20 protein-coding genes are annotated in these 19,977 nt (G+C 69.1%); 14 read left to right on the top strand and 6 right to left on the bottom strand.

Going from position 1 to position 19,977, the window contains the following annotated elements:
- The first annotated feature begins 3 nt into the window (after positions 1-3).
- Positions 4-546, top strand: a complete 543-nt coding sequence (locus tag ACIBI4_RS32585) for a hypothetical protein (protein ID WP_399207804.1) — start codon at positions 4-6, stop codon at positions 544-546.
- Here ACIBI4_RS32585 and eno read toward each other — a convergent pair.
- Positions 543-1,820, bottom strand: a complete 1,278-nt coding sequence (gene eno / locus ACIBI4_RS32580; protein ID WP_399207803.1) for a phosphopyruvate hydratase — start codon at positions 1,818-1,820, stop codon at positions 543-545. The two genes, ACIBI4_RS32585 and eno, sit on opposite strands and share 4 nt — an antisense overlap.
- 149 nt (positions 1,821-1,969) lie before the next feature.
- On the opposite strand from eno, the gene ACIBI4_RS32575 reads away from it, so the two are divergent.
- From ACIBI4_RS32575 to ACIBI4_RS32560, 4 genes are all read left to right on the top strand, one after another.
- Positions 1,970-2,392, top strand: a complete 423-nt coding sequence (locus tag ACIBI4_RS32575; RefSeq protein ID WP_399207802.1) for a MarR family winged helix-turn-helix transcriptional regulator — start codon at positions 1,970-1,972, stop codon at positions 2,390-2,392.
- 157 nt (positions 2,393-2,549) lie between these two features.
- Entirely contained in the window at positions 2,550-3,479 is a 930-nt protein-coding gene (locus ACIBI4_RS32570; RefSeq protein WP_399207801.1) for a helix-turn-helix domain-containing protein, read from the top strand.
- A 64-nt stretch (positions 3,480-3,543) separates the two neighbouring features.
- Entirely contained in the window at positions 3,544-4,059 is a 516-nt protein-coding gene (locus ACIBI4_RS32565) for a hypothetical protein (RefSeq protein WP_399207800.1), read from the top strand.
- A 130-nt stretch (positions 4,060-4,189) separates the two neighbouring features.
- A complete protein-coding gene (locus ACIBI4_RS32560; protein WP_399207799.1) occupies positions 4,190-4,876 on the top strand; it encodes a hypothetical protein in 687 nt (228 codons plus the stop codon).
- 76 nt (positions 4,877-4,952) lie between these two features.
- On the opposite strand, the gene argG is transcribed toward ACIBI4_RS32560, so the two are convergent.
- Together argG and ACIBI4_RS32550 are read right to left on the bottom strand one after the other, a co-directional pair.
- The gene (gene argG, locus ACIBI4_RS32555) at positions 4,953-6,398 is read right to left on the bottom strand and encodes an argininosuccinate synthase (protein WP_399207798.1); all 1,446 of its coding nucleotides are present in this window, start codon (positions 6,396-6,398) and stop codon (positions 4,953-4,955) included.
- A 117-nt stretch (positions 6,399-6,515) separates the two neighbouring features.
- The gene (locus ACIBI4_RS32550; protein WP_399207797.1) at positions 6,516-7,229 is read right to left on the bottom strand and encodes a hypothetical protein; all 714 of its coding nucleotides are present in this window, start codon (positions 7,227-7,229) and stop codon (positions 6,516-6,518) included.
- A gap of 223 nt (positions 7,230-7,452) precedes the next feature.
- Between ACIBI4_RS32550 and gcl the strand changes: the two genes are divergently transcribed.
- A complete protein-coding gene (gene gcl, locus ACIBI4_RS32545; protein WP_399207796.1) occupies positions 7,453-9,240 on the top strand; it encodes a glyoxylate carboligase in 1,788 nt (595 codons plus the stop codon).
- 200 nt (positions 9,241-9,440) lie between these two features.
- Entirely contained in the window at positions 9,441-9,656 is a 216-nt protein-coding gene (locus ACIBI4_RS32540; RefSeq protein WP_399207795.1) for a hypothetical protein, read from the top strand.
- 431 nt (positions 9,657-10,087) lie between these two features.
- Here ACIBI4_RS32540 and ACIBI4_RS32535 read toward each other — a convergent pair whose 3' ends face one another.
- The 3 genes from ACIBI4_RS32535 to ACIBI4_RS32525 form a co-directional block, all read right to left on the bottom strand.
- Complete coding sequence (locus tag ACIBI4_RS32535; protein ID WP_399207794.1) at positions 10,088-11,539, bottom strand: catalase; 1,452 nt, start codon at positions 11,537-11,539, stop codon at positions 10,088-10,090.
- Positions 11,540-11,782: 243 nt separating this feature from the next.
- Complete coding sequence (locus ACIBI4_RS32530; protein WP_399207793.1) at positions 11,783-12,673, bottom strand: 2-hydroxy-3-oxopropionate reductase; 891 nt, start codon at positions 12,671-12,673, stop codon at positions 11,783-11,785.
- Between the two features lie 135 nt (positions 12,674-12,808).
- Positions 12,809-13,642, bottom strand: coding sequence for a TIM barrel protein (locus ACIBI4_RS32525; RefSeq protein WP_399207792.1), 834 nt, complete (start codon positions 13,640-13,642; stop codon positions 12,809-12,811).
- A gap of 126 nt (positions 13,643-13,768) precedes the next feature.
- Here ACIBI4_RS32525 and ACIBI4_RS32520 point away from each other — a divergent pair, with 126 nt between their 5' ends.
- The 7 genes from ACIBI4_RS32520 to ACIBI4_RS32490 all read left to right on the top strand — a co-directional run bounded on the left by ACIBI4_RS32520 (position 13,769) and on the right by ACIBI4_RS32490 (position 19,861).
- Positions 13,769-14,023 (top strand): hypothetical protein, encoded by a 255-nt coding sequence (locus ACIBI4_RS32520; RefSeq protein ID WP_399207791.1) that lies wholly within the window; start codon positions 13,769-13,771, stop codon positions 14,021-14,023.
- Positions 14,020-14,397: a helix-turn-helix domain-containing protein gene (locus ACIBI4_RS32515; RefSeq protein ID WP_399207789.1), complete on the top strand. Its 378-nt coding sequence runs from the start codon at positions 14,020-14,022 to the stop codon at positions 14,395-14,397. The genes ACIBI4_RS32520 and ACIBI4_RS32515 overlap by 4 nt, the downstream gene beginning before the upstream one ends.
- Positions 14,398-14,581: 184 nt before the next feature.
- Complete coding sequence (gene uraD, locus ACIBI4_RS32510; protein ID WP_399207788.1) at positions 14,582-15,094, top strand: 2-oxo-4-hydroxy-4-carboxy-5-ureidoimidazoline decarboxylase; 513 nt, start codon at positions 14,582-14,584, stop codon at positions 15,092-15,094.
- A 2-nt stretch (positions 15,095-15,096) separates the two neighbouring features.
- The gene (gene uraH, locus ACIBI4_RS32505; RefSeq protein ID WP_399207787.1) at positions 15,097-15,486 is read left to right on the top strand and encodes a hydroxyisourate hydrolase; all 390 of its coding nucleotides are present in this window, start codon (positions 15,097-15,099) and stop codon (positions 15,484-15,486) included.
- A 5-nt stretch (positions 15,487-15,491) separates the two neighbouring features.
- Positions 15,492-16,415: a factor-independent urate hydroxylase gene (gene pucL, locus ACIBI4_RS32500; RefSeq protein WP_399207786.1), complete on the top strand. Its 924-nt coding sequence runs from the start codon at positions 15,492-15,494 to the stop codon at positions 16,413-16,415.
- A 248-nt stretch (positions 16,416-16,663) separates the two neighbouring features.
- Positions 16,664-18,043 carry an 8-oxoguanine deaminase gene (locus tag ACIBI4_RS32495; protein ID WP_399207785.1) on the top strand — a complete coding sequence of 460 codons (1,380 nt, stop codon included), beginning with the start codon at positions 16,664-16,666 and terminating at the stop codon, positions 18,041-18,043.
- Positions 18,044-18,403: 360 nt separating this feature from the next.
- Positions 18,404-19,861, top strand: coding sequence for a nucleobase:cation symporter-2 family protein (locus tag ACIBI4_RS32490; protein ID WP_399207784.1), 1,458 nt, complete (start codon positions 18,404-18,406; stop codon positions 19,859-19,861).
- Positions 19,862-19,977 lie beyond the last annotated feature (116 nt).

Genomic DNA, 19,977 nt, shown 5'->3' with positions numbered 1-19,977 from the left:
ACCGTGCCGAAACCGCTGCTCTTCCTCGACGTGGACGGCCCGCTCAACCCGTACGCCGCCAAGGCCCAGCGCCGGCCCGAGGGCTACACGACGCTGCGTGTTCCGCTGGACGGGGCGGCCGACCCGGGTGCCGGACCCCGCCTGCGGCGTCGGCCCCTGAGGGTGTGGCTCAACCCCCGCCACGGCCCATCCCTGCTGTCCCTCCCGTACGAACTCGTCTGGGCCACCACGTGGATGGCCGATGCCAACCGCTGGATAGGACCGGTCCTCGGACTGCCCGCCCTGCCGTACGTCGACTTCGGCGACACGCTCCACGAGGACCGTCCCGACGGTGTCCACTGGAAGACCCGCCCGCTGCTCGCGTATGCCGAAGGCCGCCCCTTCGCGTGGGTGGACGACGAACAGAGCGGCCTGGACGACGCGTACGTCAGCACGCGCCATCCGGGCCCTGCCCTGTTGCATCACGTCAATCCACGGATCGGTCTGGCGGAGCCGGATTTCACGGCGCTTGCCGGGTTCGCCGAGGCCGTGGCGAGCCGGTCCTAGCGACCCAGCACCCCAGCCCCCGCATACCGCCCACTCGCCCCCAGCTCCTCCTCGATCCGCATCAGCTGGTTGTACTTCGCCGTGCGGTCCGAGCGGGACAAGGAACCCGTCTTGATCTGGCCGCAGCCCGTTGCCACTGCCAGGTCGGCGATCGTGGTGTCCTCCGTTTCGCCCGAGCGGTGGGACATCACGACCGTGTAGCCCGCGCGGTGGGCCGTGTCGACCGTGTCCAGGGCCTCGGAGAGTGTGCCGATCTGGTTGACCTTGACCAGGATCGAGTTGGCCACTCCCGAGGTGATGCCCTCGCGCAGGATCGCCTCGTTCGTGCAGAAGACGTCGTCGCCCGTGAGCTGGCAGCGGGCGCCGACCCGTGCGGTCAGGTCGCGCCAGCCCGTCAGGTCGTCCTCCGCCATCGGGTCCTCGATGGACACGACGGGGTACGAGTCGATCAGCTTGACCAGGTAGTCGGCGTGTTCGGCCGGCGTGCGGCGGACCCCTTCGCCCGCGTAGTCGTACACCCCGTCCCGGAAGAACTCCGAGGTGGCCGGGTCCATCACGAGGCCGATGTCCGTGCCGGGCCGGTAGCCCGCGCGTTCCACCGCCGCCACCACGAAGTCCAGCGCCTCCTCGGCCGTACGCAGCGAGGGAGCGAAACCGCCCTCGTCGCCGACGCCCGTGGCGTGCCCGGCGGCGAGCAGGTCGCGGCGCAGGGTGTGGAAGATCTCGGAGCCCATCCGGACGGCCTCGGCGAAGGAGTCCGCGCCGATCGGGGCGATCATGAACTCCTGGAAGTCCAGCGGATTGTCGGCGTGCGCACCGCCGTTGACGATGTTCATCATCGGGACGGGAAGGAGCCGGGCGCCGGAGCCGCCGATGTAGCGGTAGAGGGGCAGTCGGTGCGCGGCGGCCGCCGCCTTGGCCGCGGCCAGGGAGACGCCGAGGAGCGCGTTGGCGCCCAGGCGCGCCTTGGTGGGTGTGCCGTCCGCGGCGATGAGCGCCGCGTCGAGGCCCGACTGGTCCTCGGCCTCGCGGCCCACGACGGCGGCGGCGAGTTCGGAGTTGACGTGCCCCACCGCCCGGTCGACGCCCTTGCCGTGCCAGCGGGCCGGATCGCCGTCGCGCAGTTCGACGGCCTCGCGGGCGCCGGTGGAGGCGCCGGAGGGAACGGCGGCCCGCCCGAAGGAACCGTCCGCCAGCTCGACATCCACCTCGACGGTGGGGTTGCCCCTGCTGTCGAGAACGCGCCGGCCGGTGACGGAAGTGATGGCGGTCATGGGAATTCCTCCCTGGTCGCATACGTGCCGGGGCCCGGCTGCGACGACGGTGGCGCTGGTCCCGACGGAACGAAACTCTACAGCAAGACTGTGCAGTCCTGCTGTGGAATCAGTGATCGCGGGAATCGGCGGTCGCGCTACCATGCGGCATGCCCGCACACCAGCCCGCCGCCGTCGCGACAGCCCTGCGCACCGCGATGGGCAAGCTGACGCGGCGCGTACGGCTCGAGGACCGGATGCCGGCAGGTCAGGTGGCCGTCCTCGGCACGCTGGACCGCAACGGCGCGCGCACCACCAGCGAGCTCGCCGCCGACCAGCAGGTCCGTCCGCAGTCCATGGCCCGTACCGTCGAACTCCTCATGGAGCAGGGCCTGATCACCCGCCGCGCGCACCCGACCGACGGCCGCAAGAGCCTGGTCGAGCTGTCCGCCGAGGGCCGCGCGCTCCTGGAGGAGGCCCGCGAGCGCAGGGCGGACTGGCTGGCGCAGGCGATCGACGCCGAACTGACCCGGGAGGAACGGGAGCTGCTCGCCCGCGCGACCGTCCTCGTGGAACGCCTGGCCGCGCACTAGGCGGCCCGAACGGCGCCTGCCGATGGTCAGTCCTCGCGCACGGTTCCGTACTCCCCGCAGCACCTCGAACGCGTACCGATCCCGCACGGATCCGTAACCCTCCGGCGCGCGGCGCGTGCCATGATGCCCGCTTGGGCGGAACGGGAGGGATACGGGCGTGAACAGCGGGCGCGGGGTCACGATGACGCACATCGGGGACCGGTGGCGGGTGACCCGGGAGTGGCCCGAGGCACTGCGCCCGTATGTGCACAGCTACACCGGCTACTGGGACTCCGCCGCGAGCCCCTTCCGCGCCCGGATCGTGCCCACCGGCAGAGCCGTCGTCCTGATCAGCCTGGGCGAACCCTTCGCGCAGGTGCACCGCGTGGCCGGCGGCGGCCCCGAGCTGAGCGTCGTCGGCTCGCTCGTCGGCGGTCTGGAGGACGGGCCCCGGATCGCCGACCACCCCGGCGGCCAGGAGGCGATCCGCCTCGAACTGTCCCCGCTCGGCGCGTACCGCCTGTTCGCCGTGGACATGCGGGAGTTGACCAACCGCGTCGTCGAACTCACGGAGATCCTCGGGCCGCGCGCCGGACAGCTCGTCGAGCGGATGTCCGCCACCCGCGACTGGGGCACCCGCTTCGACCTGCTCGACGCGGCGCTGCTCACCCGCCTCGGCGAGGGACCCGAACCCGCGCCCGAGGTGGGCCGGGCCTGGCAGCTGCTCTCCCGCTCGGGCGGCACGATCCCCGTGGCGCGGATCGCGCAGGACATCGGCTGGAGCCACGGGTATCTCGTCCGCAAGTTCACCCAGCAGGTCGGTCTCACCCCGAAGATGTCGGCGCGCGTGCTGCGTTTCCACCGGGCGATGGGCCTGATGATCCGCGGGCCCGTGGATCTCGGGGCGGTCACCGCGGCCTGCGGGTTCTACGACCAGGCCCATCTCAACCGCGAGTTCCGTGCCCTGGCCGCGATCACCCCCGGGCAGCTCGTCGCGGCGCGGGTGACGGAGGGCGCCGTATCGCTGCTGCCCGAGGTTCCCGGGTTTCCCGGGGCCGCGGAGCCGAGGTCAAATTCGTCCAAGCCAGTGGCCGCCCTCGCTCGCTAACGTCCTGGACTGTGATCTTCCGGTCGGGCGACGGCCGGAGACGCCGAGCTGTCCAGGGGGAGACATGTCGAACCGCCGCCGTATGCGCTGGGAACGCTACAAAGTCACCCGCCCGTTCTCGGGCCAGGACCTCGCGGGGCTGTGGGGCGCGATCATCGGGGTCGTCGCGCTCGCGCTGCTCCTCGGCTGGGCGCTGGAGATGAAGGGCGGCGCGGTGATCGTCCTCGCGATCCCCTTCATCTCGCAGTGGTTCGACGCCAAGCGCATCCTCTTCCAGTTCGACGCGGCGGGCGTGCGGATCGGCAACGTGGTGCTGCCGTGGCGCGACGTCAGCGAGTTCGTCGTCGCGACGCCGGGCGGGGACCACGCCCTGATCGGGGTGCGCCTGGGGCAGCACACGACCCTGCCGCCCGGCGCGGAGGTTCCGCCGGCCCACCCGGCGATGCCCGCGCCGCTCCACGTCGCCGTGCAGAGCGAGAAGTTCGATCTCGCGAAGATGGTGAGCAAGGCGCGCAAGTACGCGCCCACCTACGTCCCGATCGTCGTCGCCGAACCGACGGGCGAACGCGTCGCCTCCTGACACGAAGGCGACCTCCTGAACGGGGGGCCGGGCGGGCCGGACCAGCGGCCCGCCCGGACTTTTTCGTTTCCCGGCCCACCCGGTAGGTTCGCCGGGGACGCAACGGGCGCCAGGGACGGGGGACATCAGGGTGAGCGTGTCGACGGGCCATCAGGGCGGACAGGTCACGCCGGACGACGGAACACACCCCGGGGCGGGCCGCCGAGGGGTGAGCGCATGGGTCTCGCTGCGCAGAACACTCTTCCTGATCCTGTTCGCCCTGGCGGGCGCCGCGGGCAACACCGCGCTCGCCTCGGTGACCCTTCAGCAGCAGTGGATCCCGATCTCCGCCGGACTTGTCGTCTGCTTCGCTTTCTTGATCATGCTGGCGCTGCTCCACCGCGCCTGGTGGCTGACCGTACTGTCGCTGCTGCCCTCGCTGTTCGTGCTCGTCGGCTCGGTGCAGCTCGGCCCGGAGGTGGCCCTGGAGGCCCGCGGCGTACGCGAGAGCGTGGTGGTCGTCGCGGACAGCGCCGCGGGCACCGGTTCCAACGACCACCGACTGACGCTGCGGACGGAGGACGGCCAGACGCTGGACGAGAAGTTCGTCTACTCCGGATCCAGCGGATACCCGGAGGTCGGTGAGCGCCTCGACATCCTGCGTGATCCGGACGGCAAGGTGCCGATGGAGCAGGCCGACCAGGTCGACGCGTCGGGGGAGCGCGGCACGCTGATCGGCGGCGTGGCGACGTGGGTGGTCTTCGTGCTGCTCGCCGGGTGGCGCGGCCACGTGCGCCGCCGCAACGGCAAGGAACTCAAGGACCTGCCGACCTTCTAGACCGACGCCGTACGCAACGCGCCCCGCCCGGAATCCCGGGCGGGGCGCGTTGCGTCGCAGGTCGTACGAAAGGCGATCAGTCCGTGCCGAACTCCATCGCGGCCCGGTCGAGCGCCTCGTCCGCGTCCGAGACCTCGCCGCGCGAGGCGATGGCCTCGGCGCCGCCCGTCGGCATGGCGCCGATGAGGCCGGTCGCCGCGGCCTGGGCGGCACCGATTGCGGAGTCGGAGGCGCCGATCAGACCGAGCTGCGCGTACTGCTCCAGGCGCGTGCGCGAGTCGGCGATGTCGAGGTTGCGCATGGTGAGCTGGCCGATCCGGTCGACCGGGCCGAAGGCCGAGTCCTCGGTGCGCTCCATGGACAGCTTGTCCGGGTGGTAGCTGAACGCGGGGCCCGTGGTGTCGAGGATCGAGTAGTCCTCGCCGCGCCGCAGCCGCAGCGTGACCTCACCGGTCACCGCCGCGCCGACCCAGCGCTGCAGCGACTCCCGGATCATCAGCGCCTGCGGGTCCAGCCAGCGGCCCTCGTACATCAGCCGGCCGAGCCTGCGGCCCTCGATGTGGTACTGCGCGAGGGTGTCCTCGTTGTGGATCGCGTTCACAAGGCGCTCGTACGCGGCGTGCAGGAGCGCCATGCCCGGGGCCTCGTAGATGCCACGGCTCTTGGCCTCGATGATCCGGTTCTCGATCTGGTCGGACATGCCGAGACCGTGCCGGCCGCCGATCGCGTTGGCCTCCATGACCAGATCGACGGCGGAGGCGAACTCCTTGCCGTTGATGGTCACCGGGCGGCCCTGCTCGAAGCCGATGGTCACGTCCTCGGTCGGGATCTCGACCGACGGGTCCCAGAACTTGACGCCCATGATCGGCTCGACGGACTCGACGCCGTTCTCCAGGTGCTCAAGGGTCTTGGCCTCGTGCGTGGCACCCCAGATGTTGGCGTCCGTCGAGTACGCCTTCTCGGCGCTGTCCCGGTAGGGCAGGTCGTGCGCGACCAGCCACTCGGACATCTCCTTGCGGCCGCCGAGCTCCGTCACGAAGGCGGCGTCCAGCCACGGCTTGTAGATCCGCAGGTTGGGGTTGGCGAGCAGGCCGTAGCGGTAGAACCGCTCGATGTCATTGCCCTTGTACGTCGACCCGTCGCCCCAGATCTGGACGTTGTCGTCGAGCATCGCCCGCACCAGGAGGGTGCCGGTGACGGCCCGGCCGATGGGCGTCGTGTTGAAGTAGGCGCGGCCGCCCGAGCGGATGTGGAACGCGCCGCAGGTCAGTGCCGCAAGGCCCTCCTCGACCAGCGCCGCACGGCAGTCGATGAGACGCGCGATCTCGGCGCCGTAGGCATGGGCGCGGCCGGGCACCGAGGCGATGTCGGGCTCGTCGTACTGGCCGATGTCGGCGGTGTAGGTGCAGGGCACCGCGCCGTTCTCGCGCATCCAGGCGACGGCGACGGAGGTGTCGAGACCACCGGAGAAGGCGATGCCGACGCGCTCGCCGGCGGGGAGGGAGGTGAGGACCTTGGACATAGGAATAATATGCAACGGAATGCATGAACATGCAAGCCGGTGCGCAAGTGGCGGTGCTCACGGCCTCGCGGAGGTGCCGGTCCGTCCCGTCAGCCGGTCCGTCCCGTCAGTGTCGGGTCATGCGCCCGTGCTGATCAATTCGTCCGCCGGGCTGTTCACCGGCTGGGGCGTCCCCGTCAGGTCCAGGACGAACAAGGGGATCGCCAGGCCGTCCGCGCGAGTGCGGGCGTCGTCCGTGTAGCCGGCCAGTGAGAAGCAGACCGGGACCGAGGACTCGTTGAGCGCCGCGAGCCAGACGCACTCGACCTCGCGCGCGCCCATCGCGCGCGTGGTCGGCTCGACCTGGGCGCGCAGGCCCGGCGCCGAGAGGCCCACGCCCGAGCCCGAACGCTGCTCGGCGCGCCGTATGTCCTTGTAGCCGAGCCAGCGCAGATAGAGGGCCGCCGCCTGGACCGCGTCGCGCGCCGTGCGGATCGTGACCGGGTGGAAGGCCGGGCGCGGCGCCGGTGCCGTCGGCGGCAGCGGGATGTGCAGCGGGAGCGGGGCGTGGCCGGGGGCCGGGCCCGAGGCGGCCGGGTGCACCGGGATGTGCAGCGCCGTGCCGCAGTCGCAGCCGAGCTCGGGCTGCGGCCACTGGTCGAGGCGCCCGCAGGACTCGCAGCGGACCGTGACCCAGTCGTCGTCCCATGTCACGTGGGTGATGGGCAGGGGGTCCGCGCCGCGCACGACGGGGGGCGACACGGGCGTGCCGCACGCGCAGGGATAGACGTGCGGCGCGTACAGGTGCTCGCGCCGGCAGACAGGGCAGCGCACCGGAATCCTCCCGGACATCGGCGTCCCCCTCCCGTACGAACCCACGAACGCGACCCCGCGCCTCTCTCATCGTCCACCAAGAGCCAAGCCCTGGGGAGGGATTCAGCGACCTTTGTCGCATCGGGGAGCGGACAAAGGCCCTTGACGTGCCCCTTGACGTGCTCCTACATTGCTTCCATATAGCAGAAGATAACTTCCGCATTATGGAAGACGCGGATGGGACGGACCAGGAGTTAACGCGATGCCTCGAATGACAGCCGCCCACGCGGCAGTGGAGATCCTCAAGCTCGAGGGTGTTACGGACGCGTTCGGTGTGCCGGGCGCCGCGATCAACCCCTTCTACAAGGCCCTCAAGGAGGTCGGCGGCATCGACCACACCCTCGCGCGGCACGTCGAGGGTGCGACCCACATGGCCGAGGGCTACACCCGCACCAAGGCGGGCAACATCGGTGTCGCGATCGGTACGTCCGGTCCCGCGGGCACCGACATGATCACCGGCCACTACTCGGCCGCCGGCGACTCGATCCCGATCCTCGCCATCACCGGCCAGGCCCCGAGCCACCTCCTGCACAAAGAGGACTTCCAGGCCGTCGACATCGCCTCGATCGCCAAGCCGCTCACCAAGATGGCCGTCACGGTCCTCGAGCCGGCCCAGGTCCCCGGCGTGTTCCAGCAGGCCTTCCACCTGATGCGCTCCGGCCGTCCCGGACCGGTCCACATCGACCTGCCGATCGACGTCCAGCTCGCCGAGATCGACTTCGACCCGGAGACGTACGAGCCGCTGCCGGTCTACAAGCCGGCCGCGACCCGCGCCCAGATCGAGAAGGCGATCGGCTTCCTCCTGGAGTCCGAGCGTCCGCTGATCGTCGCCGGCGGCGGCATCATCAACGCCGACGCCTCCGACCTGCTGGTCGAGTTCGCCGAGCTCACCAACACCCCGGTCGTTCCCACCCTCATGGGCTGGGGCACCATCCCGGACGACCACGACCTGAACGCCGGCATGGTCGGTCAGCAGACCGGTCACCGCTACGGCAACGCCACGTTCCTGGAGTCGGACTTCGTCCTCGGCATCGGCAACCGCTGGGCCAACCGTCACACCGGCTACAAGCTGGACGTGTACCGCGAGGGCCGCAAGTTCGTCCACGTGGACATCGAGCCGACCCAGATCGGCAAGATCTTCGCCCCGGACTACGGGATCACCTCGGACGCCAAGGCTGCCCTGGAGCTCTTCGTCGAGGTCGCCCGCGAGCTGAAGGCCGCCGGCAAGCTGCCCGACCGCTCCGAGTGGGTCGCCTCGCACCTGGACCGCAAGGCCACGCTGCAGCGCCGTACGCACTTCGACAACATCCCCATGAAGCCGCAGCGCGTCTACGAGGAGATGAACAAGGCGTTCGGCAAGGACACCCGCTACGTCACCACCATCGGTCTGTCCCAGATCGCCGGTGCGCAGATGCTGCACGTGTACAAGCCGCGCCACTGGATCAACTGCGGCCAGGCCGGCCCGCTGGGCTGGACCATCCCGGCCGCGCTCGGTGTCGCCAAGGCGGACTCCGAGACCCCCGTCGTCGCCCTCTCCGGTGACTACGACTTCCAGTTCATGATCGAGGAGCTCGCGGTCGGTGCCCAGCACCGCATCCCGTACATCCACGTCCTCGTGAACAACGCCTACCTGGGCCTGATCCGTCAGGCGCAGATCGGTCTGGACATCAACTTCCAGGTCAACCTGGAGTTCGAGAACCAGAACAGCCCCGAGCTGGGTGTCTACGGCGTGGACCACGTCAAGGTCGCCGAGGGCCTGGGCTGCAAGGCGATCCGCGTGACCGACCCGGCCGACCTCGCCGAGGCCTTCGAGAAGGCCAAGAAGCTGGCGCAGGAGCACCAGGTGCCGGTCGTCGTCGAGGCGATCCTGGAGCGCGTCACCAACATCGCGATGAGCCCGACCGCGGACATCAGCGCGGTCAAGGAGTTCGAGGACATCGCGACCGAGGACTGGCACGCCCCGACGGCGATCCTGCCGCTGAAGGCCTGAACCACGCAGTACTCCGCCTGAACTGAGGGGCGGCCCATCCGGAGGGGGATGGGCCGCCCCTTCGGCGTTGTGTGCCGCGTGCAGGGCGCCGTGGCGTACGTACATGACGCCTCCCTTTCGCGTCCGGGGCCATTACGCTCTCTTGGCTCCAGCTGATCGTCGAAGCCCGCCAGCCCCGTGGAGACCGTAGGAGGCGTTCCGTGTCCAGTTCGGCCGAGCACATACCGAGCCAGTGCCCTGGCTGTCTGCAGAAGGCCCACGAGGCCGCCGAGAAGGAGCAGGAGGCCGACAAGAAGCGGCAGGAGGCGGAGGACAGGGCGGCCCAGGGCCCCATCGTCCTGTGGGGCTGTGTGGGCGCGGTCCTGATCCTGGCCATCGGCAGCGTGATCCCTTACCTGATCCTCAGATACGGCTGAGAGCGCCGGCGACGGACTCCCTCGGTGTACGACAAAAAGAGCGCCGAGTACGGGACCGTCCGTACTCGGCGCTCTGGCTGAGGGAGTGGTTACCGTCCGACGGCGTAAGGCTGGCGCGACAGGACGTTCACGCCGCCGGACGGAGCTTGTGGAACTTCCCGTGGAGTACGGGAAGTTCGAGGAGACCGCGGCGGGTGCGATGAGTCCTCGATGCCGTTTCCCTCAGGTCGAGAAACGTGCCGTAGGACCTTCACCACCGCACTGGCTCGCACGCCGCCGCGGTCTCCGTGTGTCCGCTTCAGGAGCGGACGTGTCCACCGAGGGTGGACGCCCGTACCACCTGCCACCCCTCATCCGGGCAGGAGGTCCGGGCCGGTGCCAAGGGATGACCTCCCGTCAAACCCCTGGCACAGCCTCACAGTTGAAGAGGATCAGTCGCGCAGGGCGCGCACAGCCTCTTCGACGCGCTTGCCGTAGTCCGCGTCGGCGGCGGCGAAGTGCGCGATGTTCTTCTCGATGATGTCGTCGCGCGAGACCTGCGAGAGGCCGCCGGCGATGTTGGCGACGAGACGCTGCTTCTCGTCCTCCGACATCAGACGGAACAGCTCGCCCGCCTGGAAGAAGTCGTCGTCCTTGGTGTGGGCCGGCGCCTCGTGGGTGCCGGTGTACCCGTGGATGGCGAGCGGCGCCGACAGCGGCTGACCGGTCTCGACCGGGCCGTCGAAGGAGTTCGGCTCGTAGTTCTTGACGCGGCCCTGGGCGTTGGCGGCCATCAGGCCGTCGCGGCCGTAGTTGTTGGCGGTGGTCGCCTTCGGGGCGTTCACCGGCAGCAGCGTGTGGTTGACGCCCAGACGGTAGCGGTGCGCGTCCGCGTAGGCGAACAGACGGCCCTGCAGCATCTTGTCGGGGGAGGGGCCGATACCCGGAACGAAGTTGTTCGGGGAGAAGGCGGCCTGCTCGACCTCGGCGAAGACGTTGTCGGGGTTGCGGTCCAGGACCAGCCGGCCCACGCGCTGCAGCGGGTAGTCGCTGTGCGGCCACACCTTGGTCAGGTCGAACGGGTTGAAGCGGTAGTCCGCCGCCTCGGCCGCGGGCATGACCTGCACGTACAGCGTCCACGAGGGGTACACGCCGCGCTCGATGGCCTGCAGCAGGTCCGTCTGGTGCGAGTTGCCGTCCTTGCCGACGAGCTCGGCGGCCTGGTCGGCGGAGAGGGAGCGGATGCCCTGGTTCGTCTTGAAGTGGTACTTGACGAAGAAGGCCTCGCCCTTTGCGTTGGTCCACTGGTAGGTGTGGGAGCCGTAGCCGTTCATGTGGCGGTACGAGGCGGGGATGCCGCGGTCGCCCATCAACCAGGTGACCTGGTGCGTGGCCTCGGGGGCGTGCGCCCAGAAGTCCCAGACGTTGTCCGCCTCCTGCTTGCCCGTGAACGGGTCGCGCTTCTGGGAGTGGATGAAGTCGGGGAACTTGATCGGGTCCTTGATGAAGAACACCGGGGTGTTGTTGCCGACGAGGTCGTAGTTGCCCTCTTCGGTGTAGAACTTCAGCGCGAAGCCGCGCGGGTCACGGACGGCGTCCGCGCCACCGAGGCTGTCGGCCACGGTCGAGAAGCGCAGGAACGTCTCGGTCTTCTTGCCGACCTCGGACAGGAAGTCCGCGGAGGTGAAGCCGGTGACGTCGTCGGTCACCTCGAAGTGGCCGTAGGCGCCGGAGCCACGGGCGTGCACGACACGCTCCGGGATGCGCTCCCGGTTGAAGCGGGCGAGCTTCTCGAGCAGGTGCTGGTCCTGCAGGAGGATCGGGCCACCGACGCCGGCGGTGGCGGAGTTCTGGTTGTCGGCGACCGGGGCGCCGGACTCGGTCGTAAGCACGCGCTTCGACATCGTGACCTTCCGTACGAAAACTTCGGGAACTGCGACTGCGACAGCGGCTGCATGAACTGCAGGCACTGCGAAAACTGCTGCTGCGTCTGCGGTTTCAGGAGCGTATGTAGCGCGTGAACCTGACGTCAACAGTTTGTTGAAACTGAAGTCTGGTGTTCCGGTCGGCGGCGGCGCCTGGGCGCGACAGGACAGGTGTCAGCGCCGCCGCCGACCGGGGTCTACGGGGCCTTGCGGCCCGGGGGCTCAGACCTGCGAGCCGGAGAGGCGCTCGACGGCGCGCAGCAGGGCCGAGTGGTCCAGGCCGCCGTCGCCCTGCGCACGCAGGGAGGCGACGAGCTGGGCGACCACGGCGCCGACCGGCAGCGAGGCACCCACGTTGCGGGCGGCGTCGGTGACGATGCCCATGTCCTTGTGGTGCAGGTCGATGCGGAAGCCCGGCTTGAAGTCGCGGTTGAGGAAGTTGTCCTTCTTGCGCGTCAGGACGGTCGAACCGGCCAGGCCGCCGTTGAGGACGTCGAGCGCGGCCTTCAGGTCCACGCCGGACTTCTCCAGGAAGACCACGGCTTCGGCGCACGCCTGGATGTTGACCGCCACGATCAGCTGGTTGGCGGCCTTCACCGTCTGGCCCGAACCGTGCGGACCGCACAGCACGATGGTCTTGCCGAGGGCCTCGAGGACCGGCTTGGCCTCGTCGAAGTCGGCCTGCTCGCCACCGACCATGATGGACAGGACGGCCTCGATGGCACCGGCCTCGCCACCGGAGACGGGCGCGTCGATGACGCGGATGCCCTTGTCCTTGGCGTTCTTCGCCAGGTCGATCGAGGTCTGCGGCGTGATCGACGACATGTCGATGATCAGCGCGCCCTGCTTGGCGTTCTCGAGGATGCCCTCGGGACCGTAGGCGATGGCCTCGACCTGCGGGGACGCGGGCACCATCGTGATGACGACATCGGCGTCCTTGACGGCCTCGGCGATCGAGCCCGCGGCCGTACCGCCGTTGGCGGCGAGACGGTCGAGCTTGTCCTGCTCCAGGGTGAAGCCGGTGACGGAGTAACCGGCCTTGATCAGGTTCTCGGCCATGGGGGAGCCCATGATGCCGAGGCCGATCCACGCGATCTTAGGAAGGTTGCTCATGACGGTGCCTCTCAATAAGTCTTGATACGTACGGGAGTTGGCCTGACCGGGCCGGTACCGCTCACCCGCACAGTGAGCGGTCGCCGGGGGACGTCAGCGCACGAGGGTCGGTGCGCGGGGCTCAGTGGGCGGGGCTCAGCGCGCGGCGCGGGCCCCGGCCGGCAGCCAGCCGAAGGAGGCGGCCGCGTCGGGGGCCTTGTACTCCAGGCCCACGTAGCCCTCGTAACCGGCCTTCTTCAGCTGGTCGAGGAGCTCCTCGAGGGGGAGCTCGCCGGTGCCCGGGGCGCCACGGCCCGGCTTGTCGGCGATCTGCACGTGACCGGTCTTCGCCGCGTAGGCGTCGATGATCTGCGGCAGGTCCTCGTCGTTCATGGCCAGGTGGTACAGGTCCATGAGGAACTTGGCGTTGCCGAGGCCGGTGGCCTCGTTCACCTTGTCCACGACCTCGATACCGGCCGGCGCGCTCACCAGCGGGTAGAGCGGGGACTCCGGCTTGTTCAGGGTCTCGATCAGGAGGATCGCACCGATGCGGTCGGCCTCCTTGGCCGCCAGCACCAGGTTCTCCAGGGCGAGCTTGTCCTGCTCGGCCGGGTCCACGCCCTCGACGCGGTTGCCGTAGAGCGCGTTCAGCGCCTTGCAGCCGAGCGACTGGGCGAAGTCCGCCGCGACCTTGAGGTTCGCGCGGAAGCGGTCCGACTCCTCGCCGGGTACGGAGACCGCACCACGGTCGGGGCCGGGCAGCTGACCGGCGTAGAAGTTCAGGCCCGTCAGCTGGACGCCGGCGTCCTCGATGGCCTTCTTGAGGGCGTCGAGCTCGGCCTGGTCGGGAGTCGGGGTCTCGATCCAGGGCCACCACAGCTCGACCGCGGTGAAGCCCGCCGCGGCGGCGGCCGCGGGGCGCTCCAGGAGCGGGAGCTCGGTGTAGAGGATCGAGAGGTTCACATTGAAGCGCTGGTCCGTGTAACCCATGAGGGGAAGGCGCTCCTTCCGTATCGCGGAAGTTACTTTCTACTTGACGGAAGACTGCCTAAGGGCCTGGTCACCTGTCAAGTGGGGGCTCCCGTAAATCACGTACAGCCCAGTAGGTTGATGCGCGTGCGATTGAGAGTGGAGTTCACGACCGAGCCCTTCGACCTCGACGAGGCCCCGGCGCATGCCGTGGCCGCCCGGGAGGTCATCGAGGCCGCCGATCTGGACGAGGTCGACGTCGGCCCCTTCGGAAACACCGCCGAAGGCGGGGCCGAGCCGGTCCTCGCGGCGGTCGACGCGCTGCTGCGCCGGTCGCTGGCCGAGGGCGCGACCCGGGTCTCCCTCCAGGTGAACGTGATCCAAGAGGGGGACCAGAAGTGACCGAGCCCCGAGACCACCCCTTCGTCGCCGCGGTCAAGCCGCTGGTCGACGCCATGGGGGCCCGGGTCATCGCGCCGGCCGAGGCCGGCGATGACGACGTTGTCCTCGCCTGGGAGGGCGAGGACGTCCTTGCGGTGCGTCTGCCCCAGCTGGCGGACTCCCTCGACCACATCCTCGCGGCCCTGGAGCGCAAGCACGGCAGGCCCCTGGCGGAGCTCGACCGCAAGTCCAAGCAGGAGGTCGTACGCCTCCTGGAAGCGCGTGGCGCCTTCGCCGTACGCCATGGTGTGGAGACCGTGGCGGGAGCGATAGGCGTATCCCGCTTCACTGTGTACAACTACCTCAACAGGGACAACACCACGAAAAGCGAGTAGTGCGTACCCGCAGAACGCACCAAGCTCGTGGCGCCCCGTCCGCACGAAGCCACAAGAAACCGCTGCCTGATCTTCAGGCAGCGGTTTCTTTGTTCAATTCCTTTCAACAAAGTGTTGACGCGGTGTTGCCGAGGGTCTTAGCTAATCCCCAGCCCGTCCAGCACCAAGGCCACGGAGGCTTCCCGTGACTTCGCGTACGACACCGGGGCTGACCCGGTTCAACACCTCCGACGAGAACGCGGCGACCGCGGATCTCCACGAGGTGTGCAGCTCTTCGGCGTGGGGCAGCAAGGTTCTCGCCCAGCGCCCCTACGCCGACGCCGACTCCCTCTTCACCGCAAGCGACGCCGCCATGGCCGAGCTGACCGCGGCGGACCTGGAGGAGGCCATGGCGGGGCACCCGCCGATCGGCCGTCCGAAGCCGGGAGACCCGACCTCCGCGCGCGAACAGCGCGGCATGGCCGGCGCCTCCGAGGAGCTCAAGAACGAGCTGCTCGAACTGAACCTGGCCTACCAGGAGAAGTTCGGTCACGTCTTCCTCATCTGCGCGACCGGCGCCACGGCCGAGTTCATGCTCGGCCAGATCAAGGTACGGATCGAGAACGGGGCCGAGCAGGAGCGGGAGATCGTCCGCACCGAGCTGGGCAAGATCAACCGGATCCGCCTCACCCGCCTCGTAGAGGAAGCAGCTGAGTAGTAATGAGCACTGACACGACCGCATCGGTGTCCACGCACATCCTGGACACCAGCATCGGACGCCCCGCCGAAGGCGTCGCCATCTCGCTCGCGGCCCGCGCCGGTTTCGACGCGGACTGGGTGGCACTCGGCGGATCCGCCACCGATGCGGACGGGCGTTGCAAGGACCTGCCGGCCCTGCCGGAAGGCACCACCCACGTACGTCTCGATTTCGAGACCGAGGCGTACTTCTCCAAGAAGCAAGCCGAAGCCCAGCAGGACGCCCCCGCGAATCGGGACAGCGGTGCGTTCTTCCCGGAGGTGGCGATCACGTTCGCCGTCAAGCCGGGCGAGCACTACCACGTACCGCTGCTGCTCAACCCGTTCGGCTACTCCGTTTACCGAGGGAGCTAGCAGACATGCCCACGATTCTGGGACAGAACCAGTACGGCAAGGCCGAGAACCGCGTCGTGAAGATCACGCGCGACGGCGCCACGCACCACATCAAGGACCTCAACGTCTCGGTCGCCCTCTCGGGCGACATGGACGACGTCCACCTGACCGGCTCCAACGCCAACGTCCTGCCGACCGACACCACCAAGAACACGGTGTACGCGTTCGCCAAGGAGTACGGCATCGAGTCGGCCGAGCAGTTCGGCATCCACCTGGCGCGTCACTTCGTGAACAGCCAGGACCCGATCCACCGGGCGCGCATCCGCATCGAGGAGTACGCCTGGGAGCGCATCGAGACCTCCGAGGCCAACTCGAAGTTCATCGGCTCCGAGGACGTCAAGCACTCCTTCGTCCGCAAGGGCCAGGAGACCCGCGTCAGCGAGATCACCTACAACGGCTCCGAGTGGCAGGTCATCTCGGGTCTGAAGGACCTCGTGGTCATGAACTCCACCAACTCGGAGTTCTGGGGCTACGTCAAGGACAAGTACACGACGCTCCAGGAGGCGTACGACCGCATCCTGGCCACGCAGGTCTCCAGCCGCTGGCGGTTCAACTGGACCGACGACGAGCAGCGGATGCCCAACTGGGAGCGTTCGTACGAGCAGACCAAGCGGCACATGCTCGAGGCCTTCTCCGAGACCTACTCCCTCTCGCTGCAGCAGACGCTGTACCAGATGGGCTCGCGCATCATCAACAACCGCGCGGAGATCGACGAGATCCGCTTCTCGCTCCCGAACAAGCACCACTTCCTTGTCGACCTGGAGCCCTTCGGCCTCAAGAACGACAACGAGGTGTACTTCGCGGCCGACCGTCCGTACGGCCTGATCGAGGCGACCGTCCTGCGTGACGGTGTCGAGCCGCAGATCCCCGTGGACACGACCAACCTCTGAGCCCGCAACGGGTCCTCCCCGGACCCTGACGAGCTCACAAGCCTCGACAACCTCCGACGCGAGTGCGCCGGCGTCTGCCCCGGGATCACCGCCGAGTGATCCCGGGGACCAGGAGGGGAGCGGGGGCATCTGCGCAACACCCGCAACGGTCTTCGTAATGACGCGTTGACACGTGCACCACGAACTCGGTCGTCACCCCGCTCGGCCCCCGGGTTCGTACATCCGAAGAGGAAGAACGAGGATCCGCCATGGCGGCTTCGCGCATCGTTATCGAAAACTGTGCCATCGCGACCGTGGACGCGAACGACACCGAGTACGCCTCGGGCTACATCGTCGTCGCCGACAACAAGATCGAGTCCCTGGGTGCCGGCAAGGCCCCCGAGAACCTCGAGAACGTGGTCCGCAGGATCGACGCCACCGGTCACCTCGTGACCCCGGGTCTGGTCAACACGCACCACCACTTCTACCAGTGGATCACCCGTGGTCTGGCCACCGATCACAACCTCTTCAACTGGCTCGTCGCCCTCTACCCGACGTGGGCGCGCATCGACGAGCCGATGGCCCGCGCCGCCGCGCAGGGCTCCCTCGCGATGATGGCCCGCGGCGGTGTGACCACCGCGATGGACCACCACTACGTCTTCCCGCAGGGCTCCGGCGACCTGTCCGGCGCGATCATCGGCGCCGCGAGCGACATGGGTGTCCGCTTCACCCTGGCGCGCGGTTCCATGGACCGCTCCGAGAAGGACGGCGGTCTGCCGCCGGACTTCGCCGTCGAGACCCTCGAAGGTGCGCTCGCCGCCACCGCCGAGACCGTCAAGAAGCACCACGACGCCTCCTTCGACGCGATGACCCAGGTCGCGGTCGCGCCGTGCTCCCCGTTCTCCGTCTCCACCGAGCTGCTCAAGCAGGGCGCCGAGCTGGCCCGTTCGCTCGGCGTACGGATGCACACGCACGGCTCCGAGACGGTCGAGGAGGAGAAGTTCTGCCACGAGCTCTTCGGCATGGGCCCGACCGACTACTTCGAGTCCACCGGCTGGCTCGGCGAGGACGTGTGGATGGCGCACTGCGTCCACATGAACGACTCGGACATCGCCGCCTTCGCCCGTACGAAGACCGGTGTCGCGCACTGCCCGTCCTCCAACGCCCGTCTCGCGGCCGGTATCGCCCGCGTCCCGGACATGCTGAAGGCCGGCGTCCCGGTCGGCCTCGGTGTGGACGGCACCGCCTCCAACGAGTCCGGTGAACTGCACACCGAACTGCGCAACGCGCTGCTCATCAACCGCCTCAACACCGAGCACCGCGAGGCCGCCCTGAACGCCCGCCAGGCCCTGCGCCTCGGCACGTTCGGCGGTGCGCAGGTCCTCGGCCGCGCCGACAACATCGGCTCGCTGGAAGCCGGCAAGCTCGCCGACTTCGTGCTCTGGAAGATGGACACCCTCGCCCACGCCTCCATCGCCGACCCGGTCACGGCCCTGATCTTCGGCGCCGCGGCCCCCGTCACCGCTTCCTTCGTCAACGGCAAGCAGATCGTCGAGAACAACCGACTGCTGTTCGCCGACGAGGACCAGATCGCCCGCGACACCCGCGCTGAGGCCCAGCGTCTCGCGCGCATCGCCGCCGGGTCCTGACCCGGCGCACCGGCCCTGCGGTTCGCCGCAGGAGCCGGGCCAAGGAGTCCGGTCGAGGGGGACGGCCCTCGACCGGTCGCCGTGGACCCGAGCGGGGTCCATGGCAGCCGACCCCGGTGGGCGGGGGACCCAGCGCCCGCGCCCACCGGATCGGTGACCGTCCGAACCCCTCGCATGTGAACGGCGACCGCATATCGCTGCCCTGACAACTTCATATGGCGCACGAACAGCACGAGCCGCGGCCCCCGACGCGGTCAGCACCACCCGTACTTCTTGCACCACTCGCACGTTTGCCCCATCTGTACGACCTCCAAGACACCCGCGTCGCTGGCGACGCGTTAACCGACCGGAGGAACCGCCGTGGCAGCAACGCCCAGGGTTCGCAAAGCAGTCGCCGTGCCAGAGGACGGAAGTGTCCGCGACCAGATGCCCGAAAAGCACCCGGTCGACGAGAAGCTTCCGCCTCTCAAGATGATGACCAGCGGTCTACAGCACGTAGCCGCCATGTACGCGGGTGTCGTCGCCCCGCCGCTGATCGTGGGAGCGGCCGTCGGCCTCTCCGCCAAGGAACTCACGTTCCTCACAGGTGCCTCGCTCTTCTGCGCGGGGATAGCCACCCTGCTCCAGACGCTCGGGTTCTGGAAGATCGGCGCCAAGCTCCCGTTCGTCAACGGTGTCACCTTCGCCGGTGTCGCCCCGATGCTCGCGATCGTCGACCAGACCAAGGACAAGGACGACGCGCTGCCGATCATCTACGGCGCGATCATCGTCGCGGGTCTGCTCGGCTTCGTCGCCGCCCCGTTCTTCTCCAAGCTGGTCCGCTTCTTCCCGCCCGTCGTCACCGGCACCGTGATCACCCTGATCGGTGTCTCGCTGATGCCCGTGGCCTTCGGCTGGGCCCAGGGCCCCAATCCGGCGGCCGAGGACTACGGGTCCATGAAGTACCTCGCGCTGGCCGGCATCTCGTTGGTCATCGTCCTGCTCATCCGCCGCTTCACCACCGGCTTCGTCAAGCAGATCGCCGTCCTGCTCGGCCTCGTGATCGGCACCTTCGTGGCGATCCCCTTCGGTGTCACCGACTTCTCCGCCATCGGTGAGGCGGACATCATCGGCTTCCCGACCCCGTTCCACTTCGGCGTCCCGCAGTTCGCCGCAGCGGCCATCGTGTCGATGATCGTCGTGATGATCGTGTCGATGACGGAGTCCACCGCCGACATGCTGGCCCTCGGCCAGATCGTCGAGAAGCCCGCCGACGAGAAGACCATCGCGGCCGGTCTGCGCGCCGACACCCTCGGCTCCGCGCTCTCGCCGCTCTTCAACGGCTTCATGGCCAGCGCCTTCGCCCAGAACGTCGGCCTCGTCGCCATGACGAAGATCCGCTCGCGCTTCGTGGTCGCCGTGGGCGGTGGCTTCCTGATCCTGATCGGTCTGATGCCGGTCGCCGCCTCGCTGATCGCCACCGTGCCCCGTCCGGTGCTCGGCGGCGCGGGTGTCGTCCTCTTCGGCTCGGTCGCCGCCTCCGGTGTGCAGACGCTCGCCAAGGCCGGTCTGGAGAAGGACAACAACATCCTCATCGTGGCCGTCTCGCTCGCCATCGGTCTGATCCCGATCGCGGCGCCGGAGTTCTACCACGCGTTCCCCGAGACCGCGATGATCATCCTCGACTCGGGCATCTCCACCGGCTGTGTCGCGGCCGTCCTGCTCAACCTCGTCTTCAACCACACCGGGAAGAACCGTGCGGACGACGACGAAGTGGCGCACGCCATGGAACCGGGGGAGACCCTCTCGGAGACCAGGGCACCCGCAGCGGCGCACTGAATACGCGGCGCCGGAACCTGACCGCGGGGGGGGGGGGGGGGGGGGGGGGGGGGGGGGGGGGGGGGGGGGGGGGGGGGGGGGGGGGGGGGGGGTGGGGTGGGGGGGGGGGGGGGGGT

Origin of the sequence: Streptomyces sp. NPDC050418, assembly GCF_044458745.1 — a bacterium.
Taxonomy (GTDB): domain Bacteria; phylum Actinomycetota; class Actinomycetes; order Streptomycetales; family Streptomycetaceae; genus Streptomyces.
Note: the sequence above shows the minus strand (reverse complement) of the source record. Positions and strands in the feature narration are given on the sequence as shown.